We start from the raw sequence: 9,278 nt of genomic DNA on the forward strand, positions 1-9,278 counted from the left end.
CTGACAGGACGCTGCGGAGGCCCCCACCGCCATGACGTTCGAGTTCGTGTTGCTGATCGCCGTTGGCTTCTTCGCCCAGCTGGTGGACGGGGCCCTCGGGATGGCGTTCGGTCTGATCGCCACGACCGCGATGCTGTCCCTCGGCCTGCCGCCGGCGCAGGCCAGCGCGGCGACCCATACGGCCGAGGTCTTCACCACCGGCGTGTCGGGTCTCTCGCATCTCTATTTCCGCAATATCGACAAGCGCCTGTTCCTGACCTTGAGCGTCGCCGGCGTCGTCGGCGGCGTACTCGGCGCCTATGTCCTGTCGAACATCGACGGGAAGGCCATCCGCCCCTTCATTGCCGCCTACCTCCTGGTCCTCGGTCTCCTCATCCTGATGAAGGCCTTCCGCCTGAGCCCGACCTCCGAGGACGCGAAAACCGCCCATGCCGCGCCGCTGGGCCTCGTCGGCGGCTTCCTCGACGCCATCGGCGGCGGCGGCTGGGGGCCGATGGTGACCTCGACGCTCATCGGCTCGGGCCATGCGCCGCGCCGGGTCATCGGGTCGGTCAACGCGGCGGAATTCTTCGTGACCGTGGCGGTGTCGACGACCTTCTTCATCGAGATCGGCCTCAGCCACCTGTCGCATATCGTTGCGCTGGTCATCGGCGGGGCGCTGGCGGCGCCCTTCGGCGGCTATATCGTCCGCCGGCTGAGGCCGCACATCCTGATGGCGATCGTCGGTCTGCTCGTCTCGGGCCTCGCCCTCGTCCAACTCGTCCGGGCCCTCGCTCCGTCCGTCAGTTGACGGTGCGGTTGGCGAAGGGGCTGTCGAGGGAGAAGGGAGGGATCTCGGCCTGGAAGGTCTCGTTGCGCTCGGAGATCATCAGGTAGTGCCCGGCCATGATGCCGGTCGGCGTCGTCAGCGGGCAGCCGGAGGTGTATTCGAAGGCCGCGCCCGGCTCGATGACCGGCTGCTCGCCGACGACGCCGGGGCCCCGCACCTCCTGCACCCGTCCATGCTCGTCGGTGATGCGCCAGTAGCGGGCGCGCAATTGCACCCTCTCGCCCGAGAGATTGAGAACCTCGACGTGATAGGTCCAGAAGAACTGGCCTTCGTCCGGCTCCGAACGCTCCGGTACGAATTCCGGGGTGACCGTGACCTGGATGCCCCGCGTCAGCGCGCGATACATCGTTTTCTCCCTCGGCGTGTGGGACAGGCTCGCCGCCGCCGCGGGCGCTGTCAACCGGCCCTCAGTCCGCGAGGGTGGGGAAGAGATGGGCGCCGTTTGCGCCCATCGGCAGCGGCTTCACCCAGCGCACGGCGCTCATCGGCAGGTCGCCATAGAGGTGGGGGAAGAGGGCGCCGCCGCGCGAGGGCTCGAAGACGAGGGCCGCGCCGAGCGCCGCACCATCCACCGCGACCAGGACGAGATCGGCGGCACCGGCGAAGTGCTTCGCCGCGGTCTCGCGCACCTGGGCGGCGGTGGAGAAGTGGATGAACCCGTCCGCGAGGTCGACGGGCGCCCCGGTGAAGCGCCCGGCGCTCTCGGCGCGCTGCCACGCGTCGCGGGGGGAGATCTTGTAAATGGTGGTCATAGCGGGTCCCAAAACGGAAGACGCCAGCCTAGCGGAGATTGACAGGAAGAACAAAGGCCAATAATCCTAGAAACGGACGACGTTCCTTAAGCTTTGATGCGCGGAGTCGGTGCCTGCCGGACCCGCGGGAGTTTGCCATGTTCTCCCATGCCGATATCTGGGCCGCCATCGATCGTCTCGCCGAGACCAACGGCCTCTCCGCCTCGGGTCTCGCCAAGCGCGCGGGGCTCGACGCCACGACCTTCAACAAGTCCAAGCGCGTGATGCTGGACGGCCGCGAGCGCTGGCCCTCCACCGAATCCGTCGCCAAGGCCCTCAACGCCACCGGCACCAGCTTCGGCGAATTCGTCGCGCTCGTCGGAGGTGCCAGGATGAGCATCAGGCCGTTGCCCATACTCGGCTTCGCCCAGGCCGGCGCGGGCGGCTATTTCGACGCGGGCGGCTTTCCCGCCGGCAACGGCTGGGACGAGGTTTCCTTCCCCGACATGCCGGAGGAGGCGATCTACGCGCTGGAGATCCAGGGCGACTCGATGTTGCCGGTCTATCGCGACGGCGACCGCATCGTCATCTCGCCGACGGCGCCGATCCGCCGGGGCGACCGGGTGGTGGTGCAGACCGCCGAGGGCGAGATCATGGCGAAGGAACTGAAGCGCCAGACCAACCGGACGATCGAACTCACCTCGCTCAACCAGGACCACGCCGACCGGAGCTTCACGGTGTCGGAGATCGCCTGGATGGCGCGGATCATGTGGGTGAGTCAGTAAGGGGGCAGTCGGCTCTGGAGGCGTCTCGATCCGTCACCCCCGGCGAGCCCGAATGGCGAGGGAAGGGGGTCCAGAGTTTCGACCGGTACGCCTTACGAACGGGGAGGGGCCTTCGTGCCGCTAAAGCCGAAAGTCGTTCTGGTTGTCGGGCCTGAGGTCGAAGACCATCTTCAGGCCTTTGTCACCCGCTGTCTCGACGAAGGTGTGCAGTTGATCTGCGTTGTCGGTCCGCGTTGCGCTCTCATTGAGGACCTGATCGACGAATGGGTCATCGATATCAGCCACCGTTCCGGCCGGGAACTGCGCGTTGTGATCACAACATCGCATCCCGAAGAACCGCTCGATGAAGTGATAGCTTTTGCCCGCGCCATCTCGGATTGGCCCGGTACTCCAGAGATCGTCAAGCTTTGAGGAGACTGCCCGCGTGGGGCAGCCTTCGCGGGCCACCTGGACTCCCTTTCCTCGGCCAACGGCCTCGCCGGGGGTGACGGTGAGGGGTCGCCTCCTGTGTCTGCCCTGGAACTCTCCGCGTCATGCCCGGCCTCGTGCCGGGCATCCACGAATTCTCGAAGGGCGGTGGTCAAGTCGTGGATGGCCGGGACAGGCCCGGCCATGACGGGGAGGGAAGCGTCTGCCTACCCGAAGGCGGCTTGGCCCCGCCCCATCACCCCTTCACGAACTCGCCTGCCAGCGCCTTGCGGATGAGGGTGCGGGTCTCGTCGAGGCCGTAGAGCACGGCGAAGGAGCCGAAGCGCGGGCCCTTCTCCTGTCCGAGCAGCACCTTGTAGATCGCCGAGAACCATTCCGCCGAGACGCCGGGCTTTTCCGGGGTCGCGCCCTTGGCCTTCAGGTCCTGGTAGCGCGGGATGGCGCGGCCGACGTCGTAGACGGCGCCCTGCACGTCCTCGGCGCTGGCGTCCTTCGGAAGCGCCATGATGGCGGCGGCGAGCGCCTCCAGCGCCTCGCGCTCGACGGCGTCGGCCTCCTTGTAGACCTTGGTCGGCTTCACGAAGTCGTGGAAGTAGCGCACGGCGTAGCCGGCGAGCTCGTCGAGCTTCGGGTTCTTCTCCGGCGAGGCGTCGGGGGCATAGCGACGGATGAAGCCCCAGAGCACGCTGGTCTCCGGTGCGTTGGACACCGAGACGAGGTTCATCAACATGGAGAAGGAGATCGGCACCTCGACCTTTGGCGGCGTGCCGGAATGGATGTGCCAGGCCGGGTTCATCAGCCGGGTCTTCTCGTCCTGGCCGGGGAACTTCTCGACGAAGGTCAGGTAGTCGTCGACATTGCGCGGGATGACGTCGAAATAGAGCCGCTTGGCGCTCCGCGGATTCTGGTACATGAACAGCGACAGGCTCTCCGGCGAGGCATAGGCCAGCCAGTCCTCGATGGTCAGGCCATTGCCCTTCGACTTCGAGATCTTCTGCCCGCTGTCGTCGAGGAAGAGCTCGTAGTTGAAGCCCTCGGGGGGCGTGCCGCCGAGCGCCCGGCAGATCTTTCCCGACTGGGTGACGGAATCGATCAGGTCCTTGCCGGCCATTTCGTAGTCGACGCCGAGCGCCGTCCACCGCATGGCCCAGTCCGGCTTCCACTGCATCTTGGCGTGGCCGCCGGTGACGGGGGTCTCGTAGCGCGTGCCCGAGGCGGGGTCGCGCCAGACGATGGTGCCCTTCGAAACGTTGCGCTCCTCCACCGGCACCTGCATGACGACGCCCGATTCCGGGTGGATCGGCAGGAAGGGCGAATAGGTGGCACGGCGCTCCTCGCCGAGCGTCGGCAGCATGATCGCCTGGATGGCGTCGAAGCGCTCGAGGGCGGTCAGCAGAGTCTGGTCGAAGGCGCCGGACCGGTACATGGCCGTCGAGGAGACGAATTCGTAGTCGAAGCCGAACTGGTCGAGGAAGCCGCGCAGGCGGGCATTGTTGTGGGCACCGAAACTGTCGTGGGTGCCGAAGGGATCGGGCACGGCGGTGAGCGCACGGCCGAGATGCTGGGTCAGCAGCTCCTTGTTCGGCACGTTGTCCGGCACCTTCCTGAGGCCGTCGAGGTCGTCGGAGAAGGCGACGAGGCGCGTCGGCACCTTGTCCTCGGTCAGGAGGCGAAAGGCATTGCGCACCATGGTGGTACGCGCGACCTCGCCGAAGGTGCCGATATGCGGGAGCCCCGAGGGCCCATAGCCGGTCTCGAAGATGATGGCCCCGTCCCTCGGCGTCTTCTCGAGGCGCGCCACGAGTTTCTTCGCTTCCTCGAACGGCCAGGCGGTGGAGACGCGGGCGGCCTCCAGGAGGGCAGGCGTGATCGACAGGGCGGGAAGCATGGCGGGGTCCGGACGGAGACGAGCGAAAGCGGTGGGTTGCAATAGGGCGGGGGGCCGGCAAGGTCAATGAATGCGCTGTTGCCGCGACGTCGGCAGGGCGCTCTGCTAGGCTTCCGCCATGACCGGTCTCATCCTTTTCGACACCGCGCTCGGCGCCGTCGGCCTCGCCTGGGGCGAGCGGGGGCTCGTCGCCGTACGCCTGCCGGCGGCGACGCCCGCGGCGACGCGGGCGAGCCTGCTCGCCCGCCATCCGGATGCGGTGGAGGCCGAGCCGCCGCCTGCCATCCGCGCGGTTATCGACGGCATCGTGGCGCTCGCCAGCGGCGAGCGGGTCGACCTTTCGGCAGCGCCCCTCGATTGCGACGGTCTCGCCGACTTCCAGGCCCGCGTCACCGACGTGACGCTCGCCATTCCCGCCGGGGAGACGCTGACCTATGGCGAGGTCGCCCGCCGCATCGGCGAGCCGGGCGCGGCGCAGGCGGTGGGACGGGCGCTCGGCGCCAATCCCTGGCCGATCGTCGTGCCCTGCCACCGGGTGCTGGCGGCGAGCGGCAAGACCGGCGGCTTCTCGGCGCCGGGCGGCGTCGACACGAAACTGAAGCTGCTCTCCATCGAGCGGGCGCGCACGTCGCCTGCGCCGACCCTGTTCGACGACGATCCCGCCTTCGGCCTCAGGGCGCGCCCTGGCCGATGACGTGGCCGAGCGCCGCGCGGTTCGCCGCGAAGGCGCGGTCGTATTCGATCACGGCCGCGACCTCGTCCCGCGCCGCCTCGCCATAGAGGCGGCCGACGAGATAGAGCGTCGTGTCGATGGTGAGCGACACGCCGCCGCCGGTGACGATGCCGCGATCCTCCACGACGGCCGCCGTGACCGGCGTCGCGCCCGAGGCCATGCCGCCGATGAGGGTGAGGGGCGCCTGTGTCTCCGCTCCCACGGCGCTGCGCCGGGTGGTGATCGTGTGCCCGTCGAGAACACCCGCCGCGGCGAGGATCAGCGCTCCCGTGCAGACCGAGGCGAGGCGGTCGGGGGCAAGGGCTCGCACGAAGGCGAGCATGGCCTCGTCCTTCACCTGCTGGCGCCAGCCCGGGCCGCCGGTGACGATGTAGACGTCGCAGGGCGGTGCGGTGGTGAAGCCCTCGTCGGCGATGATGGTGAGGCCGCCGGCGAGGACCACCGGGCCGGCGCTCTCCGCGATGGTGAGGGAGGCGATGTTGGGCAGGATGCGGCTCGCCATGGAGACGACCCCGACCGTGCCGCCGATGTCGATGGGCTCCACCCCGCCGTAGACGACGACGCCGATCATGGCCGCTGCCTGCCTGTCACGCGTCATCGTCTTTCTCCCTGCTTTCGGCCGAGCCATGCAACGGACGGGCCGCCGCGCGCGGCTGCCGCAGGGCTCGATGGCATGGTGGTTGCGAGCCCTCACCCTGGGGAAGAACCGCGATGGCCGCGGCGGACCCCCCCCGGGAGGTTGTCGCATGAAACGCCGAGACATGTTGAAGTCCACGGGCGCTGCCCTGCTGGCCAGTTCCGCCGTCGCAGCCCCCGCCATCGCCCAGTCGCTGCCGACCATCCGCTGGCGCGCGACGTCGAGCTTCCCCAAGAGCCTGGACGTGACCTACGGGGCGGCCGAGCAGTTCTGCCGCCATGTCGGCGAACTCACCGAGGGTCGCTTCACCATCCAGCAGTTCGCCGCCGGCGAGATCGTGCCCGGTCTTCAGGCACTCGATGCCGTCTCCAACGGCACGGTGGAGGCCGCCTATACCGGCATGCTGTTCTACGTGGGCAAGGACCCGACCTTTGCGCTCACCGCTTCGGTGCCCTTCCTGATGAACCCGCGGCAGCAGCACGCCTGGTACTATCACGGCGGCGGGCTCGCCATGACCAACGAGTTCTTCAGGAAGCACAACGTCTACGGGCTGCCCTGCGGCAATACGGGCATGCAGTGGGGCGGCTGGTTCCGCAAGGAGATCAAGACCGTCGCCGACCTGTCGGGGCTGAAGATGCGCATCGCCGGTCTGGCGGGAACGATCGCCGCGCGTGTCGGCGTGGTTCCGCAGCAGATCGCGCCGGGCGACATCTATCCCGCCCTCGAGCGCGGCACGATCGATGCGGTCGAATACATCGGCCCCTACGACGACGAGAAGCTCGGTTTCAACAAGGTGGCGCAGCGCTATTACGCGCCCGGCTGGCAGGAAGGCGGCACCGTGTTCCATGGCGTGTTCAACCTCGCCAAATGGAACGAACTGCCGCCGCTCTACAAGAAGGCGGTGGAGGTGGCGGCGCAGGCGGCGACCACCGACATGCTCGCCCACTACGACCAGAAGAACCCGGAGGCGCTGATCCGCCTTGTCAGCCAGGGTGTGCAGGTCTCGCTGTTTCCGCAGGAGGTGCTGGAGCGCCTCTATGTGGAGGCCGAGGCCTACTACAAGGAGATCACCGCCACCAATCCGGAATTCGCCAAGATCTTCAATCACCAGCGCGAGTTCCAGCGGAAGGGGAACATCTATCACCAGGTGGCGGACTTCCAGTACGATCTGATGATGCTCAGGCTCCGGCGCGGCTGATGCCGCCCCGCCCCCCGACGGAGACGCGCCGATGACGATCCACACCCTGCCGGAGGCGGATGCCGCCTTCGATCCCGAGGCGGTGAGCTATGTCGGCTCCATCGCGGAGGTGCGCGCGCGCCATCCCGAGCCCATGTCGCGCGCCACCGACAAGGTCATCACCCGCCTCGACAGGCACTGCCGGGCGATCATCGCGCGCTCGACCTTCGTCATCGTCGGCACGCATGGGTCGAAGGGGGCCGACGTGTCGCCGCGCGGCGACCCCGCCGGCTTCGTGCGCGTGCTCGACGACCGGCACCTGCTGCTGCCGGACCGGATCGGCAACAACCGGTTCGATTCGCTCGAGAACATCTTCGAGACGGGGCTGGTCGGCATGCTGTTCGTGGTGCCGGGCATGGCCGAGGTGCTGCGCGTCAACGGCCGCGCCCGCATCACCGACGACGCCGCGCTGCTGGCGGGCTCGGCCGTGCAGGGCCGGCCGCCGAAGATCGGCGTGCTCGTCACCGTGGTGGAGGCCTATCTGCACTGCGCAAAGGCGGTGAACCGGGCCGCGCTCTGGGATCCCGCGCGCTACATCGACCGCAACGACCTGCCGAGCTACGGCGCGATGCTCGTCGATCACTGCGAAGGACTCACCCAGGAGGAGAGCGAGCGCCAGGGCGCCGAGATGGCGCGGCGGGGCATGTACTGAGCCGTCTCAGTAGATGCCCGCCGGGAAGGCCTTGAGGTAGAGCTCGGCGTAGGTGCCCTTTTCCCACAGCCGCTGCAGCGCGTGGTTGATCGCACGCCGCAGCGGGTCGTTGCCGCGCCTCATGACGATGGCGAGACCCTCGCCGAAATAACGGCTTTCGGTGAAGGCTCCGCCGAGGAAGCTGCAGCAGCCGGCGGAGGCCTCGCCAGCGAGCCAGAAACCGCTCGCGGCACCGTCGGCGAAGAGCACGTCCACGTCACGCTCGAGCAGGGCGCGTCGCGCCGCCTCGATGTCCGGATAGCTGCGCCGGGCCGAGAGGCGAAAGAACTGGGTGACATAGGCCTCGTGTGCGGAGCCCTGGACGGTGGCGATGGAGCGCCCGGCGAGGGCCTCCGGCGTCGCCTCGGTGAGGCGGGTGTCGCGGCGGATCAGGAAGCGGGCAGGGGTCTCGAGATAGCGGTCCGACACTTCGTAGCGGCGGCGAATATCGGGGCTGATGGCGAGGGAGGCGATGACCGCGTCCCCCGCGTTGCGGTCGAGGCTCTCGGTCAGCAGGTCGAAGCGGCGGACCTGGATGGTGCACGGCACGCCCAGCTCCTCGCAGATGGCGCGGGCGATGTCGACGTTGAAGCCGACGGGCCGGCCGTCTGGGCCGGCGAAGTTGAAGGGCGGGAAGTCGTCCTCGGTGAGGAAGCGGATCTGTGGCACGCGGGTAAGGTCGACCCGCTCGCTGCGGCGGCGGGGGTCCCAGTAGCTTGGAATGGTCACCTGCGAGGGCGTCGCACCCTCGGCGCCGGCCAGGGGCGCCTGCCCTCGGGCCGGCAGCATCGCCAGCAGGGCGGCCGTCGCAACCAGGAATAACATTCTCGCGGTCACGCACGCCATCCGGGTTCGTCCGACTGATGCCGGCTCCATGCCGCCTTATAGCCTGCCGAAGGGGCGTCCGGGAGGGGTCGGACGCGGGATCGGGCGGCCGACCATGCGGCTTGGGGAGTATCGGGCGCGTTTCGCCGAGCGGCTGGGCTCACGTCCGGCGGCGCCGTCGCTCCGCCCTCGGGCCCACAGGCACGCCGGGGCGCCGCCGCCTCGCCTCGTCGACGAACTGGTCGAGCCGTTGAAGCGCGTGCGCGTCGGCTATCTCGCGGGGCTGTGGGGGGTGCCGCCGCTGGAGGTCGCCCTCGCCCTCGGCCTGACGACGGAGGAGGCCGTGGCCGAGGCTCTCGCCGCCCGCATCGGAGGCGAGCCCGTGCCCGCCGACCTCGCCCCGACGATTGCCGCCGATCCGCAATCCTGGCGGGCGGTGCTGGCGCGCCGCGCGGTCGGGATCGTGCGGCCTGTCGGCGGCATGGCCCTGCTC

At 68.8% G+C, this 9,278-nt stretch carries 12 protein-coding genes; 7 read left to right on the forward strand and 5 right to left on the reverse strand.

Annotated features, from left to right (window positions below; genetic code table 11):
* The first annotated feature begins 31 nt into the window (after positions 1-31).
* Entirely contained in the window at positions 32-790 is a 759-nt protein-coding gene (locus tag ACT6XY_RS02880; RefSeq protein WP_444746821.1) for a sulfite exporter TauE/SafE family protein, read from the forward strand.
* Here ACT6XY_RS02880 and apaG read toward each other — a convergent pair.
* Together apaG and ACT6XY_RS02890 are read right to left on the reverse strand one after the other, a co-directional pair.
* Positions 783-1,175 carry a Co2+/Mg2+ efflux protein ApaG gene (gene apaG / locus ACT6XY_RS02885; RefSeq protein WP_444746822.1) on the reverse strand — a complete coding sequence of 131 codons (393 nt, stop codon included), beginning with the start codon at positions 1,173-1,175 and terminating at the stop codon, positions 783-785. The genes ACT6XY_RS02880 and apaG overlap by 8 nt on opposite strands.
* Positions 1,176-1,236: 61 nt before the next feature.
* Entirely contained in the window at positions 1,237-1,581 is a 345-nt protein-coding gene (locus tag ACT6XY_RS02890) for a DUF952 domain-containing protein (protein ID WP_444746823.1), read from the reverse strand.
* Positions 1,582-1,718: 137 nt separating this feature from the next.
* Between ACT6XY_RS02890 and ACT6XY_RS02895 the strand changes: the two genes are divergently transcribed.
* A complete protein-coding gene (locus ACT6XY_RS02895) occupies positions 1,719-2,345 on the forward strand; it encodes a S24 family peptidase (protein WP_444746824.1) in 627 nt (208 codons plus the stop codon).
* A gap of 114 nt (positions 2,346-2,459) precedes the next feature.
* Positions 2,460-2,756 (forward strand): DUF7684 family protein, encoded by a 297-nt coding sequence (locus ACT6XY_RS02900; RefSeq protein WP_444746825.1) that lies wholly within the window; start codon positions 2,460-2,462, stop codon positions 2,754-2,756.
* Between the two features lie 253 nt (positions 2,757-3,009).
* Here ACT6XY_RS02900 and ACT6XY_RS02905 read toward each other — a convergent pair whose 3' ends face one another.
* The gene (locus ACT6XY_RS02905; protein WP_444746826.1) at positions 3,010-4,662 is read right to left on the reverse strand and encodes a lysine--tRNA ligase; all 1,653 of its coding nucleotides are present in this window, start codon (positions 4,660-4,662) and stop codon (positions 3,010-3,012) included.
* Between the two features lie 118 nt (positions 4,663-4,780).
* On the opposite strand from ACT6XY_RS02905, the gene ACT6XY_RS02910 reads away from it, so the two are divergent.
* The gene (locus ACT6XY_RS02910) at positions 4,781-5,356 is read left to right on the forward strand and encodes a methylated-DNA--[protein]-cysteine S-methyltransferase (protein WP_444746827.1); all 576 of its coding nucleotides are present in this window, start codon (positions 4,781-4,783) and stop codon (positions 5,354-5,356) included.
* On the opposite strand, the gene ACT6XY_RS02915 is transcribed toward ACT6XY_RS02910, so the two are convergent.
* A complete protein-coding gene (locus ACT6XY_RS02915) occupies positions 5,334-5,993 on the reverse strand; it encodes a DJ-1/PfpI family protein (RefSeq protein WP_444746828.1) in 660 nt (219 codons plus the stop codon). The genes ACT6XY_RS02910 and ACT6XY_RS02915 overlap by 23 nt on opposite strands.
* Before the next feature lie 148 nt (positions 5,994-6,141).
* On the opposite strand from ACT6XY_RS02915, the gene ACT6XY_RS02920 reads away from it, so the two are divergent.
* Together ACT6XY_RS02920 and ACT6XY_RS02925 are read left to right on the forward strand one after the other, a co-directional pair.
* Positions 6,142-7,230 (forward strand): TRAP transporter substrate-binding protein, encoded by a 1,089-nt coding sequence (locus ACT6XY_RS02920; protein WP_444746829.1) that lies wholly within the window; start codon positions 6,142-6,144, stop codon positions 7,228-7,230.
* Positions 7,231-7,261: 31 nt separating this feature from the next.
* Positions 7,262-7,921, forward strand: a complete 660-nt coding sequence (locus ACT6XY_RS02925; protein ID WP_444746830.1) for an MSMEG_1061 family FMN-dependent PPOX-type flavoprotein — start codon at positions 7,262-7,264, stop codon at positions 7,919-7,921.
* A gap of 6 nt (positions 7,922-7,927) precedes the next feature.
* On the opposite strand, the gene ACT6XY_RS02930 is transcribed toward ACT6XY_RS02925, so the two are convergent.
* The gene (locus tag ACT6XY_RS02930; protein WP_444746831.1) at positions 7,928-8,785 is read right to left on the reverse strand and encodes a transporter substrate-binding domain-containing protein; all 858 of its coding nucleotides are present in this window, start codon (positions 8,783-8,785) and stop codon (positions 7,928-7,930) included.
* Positions 8,786-9,035: 250 nt separating this feature from the next.
* Here ACT6XY_RS02930 and ACT6XY_RS02935 point away from each other — a divergent pair.
* Positions 9,036-9,278, forward strand: a 243-nt coding sequence (locus tag ACT6XY_RS02935; protein ID WP_444746832.1) for a hypothetical protein, incomplete at its 3' end; no start/stop codon positions are given.

Source organism: Phreatobacter sp. (assembly GCF_052440005.1).
Lineage (GTDB): Bacteria > Pseudomonadota > Alphaproteobacteria > Rhizobiales > Phreatobacteraceae > Phreatobacter.

Coding starts and splice junctions, on each gene's coding strand:
- ACT6XY_RS02880 (WP_444746821.1), top strand. CDS start 32: ATGACGTTCGAGTTCGTGTTGCTGATCGCCGTTGGCTTCTTCGCCCAG.
- ACT6XY_RS02910 (WP_444746827.1), top strand. CDS start 4,781: ATGACCGGTCTCATCCTTTTCGACACCGCGCTCGGCGCCGTCGGCCTC.
- ACT6XY_RS02930 (WP_444746831.1), bottom strand. CDS start 8,785: ATGTTATTCCTGGTTGCGACGGCCGCCCTGCTGGCGATGCTGCCGGCC.
- ACT6XY_RS02925 (WP_444746830.1), top strand. CDS start 7,262: ATGACGATCCACACCCTGCCGGAGGCGGATGCCGCCTTCGATCCCGAG.
- ACT6XY_RS02895 (WP_444746824.1), top strand. CDS start 1,719: ATGTTCTCCCATGCCGATATCTGGGCCGCCATCGATCGTCTCGCCGAG.
- ACT6XY_RS02890 (WP_444746823.1), bottom strand. CDS start 1,581: ATGACCACCATTTACAAGATCTCCCCCCGCGACGCGTGGCAGCGCGCC.
- apaG (WP_444746822.1), bottom strand. CDS start 1,175: ATGTATCGCGCGCTGACGCGGGGCATCCAGGTCACGGTCACCCCGGAA.
- ACT6XY_RS02905 (WP_444746826.1), bottom strand. CDS start 4,662: ATGCTTCCCGCCCTGTCGATCACGCCTGCCCTCCTGGAGGCCGCCCGC.
- ACT6XY_RS02915 (WP_444746828.1), bottom strand. CDS start 5,993: ATGACGCGTGACAGGCAGGCAGCGGCCATGATCGGCGTCGTCGTCTAC.
- ACT6XY_RS02920 (WP_444746829.1), top strand. CDS start 6,142: ATGAAACGCCGAGACATGTTGAAGTCCACGGGCGCTGCCCTGCTGGCC.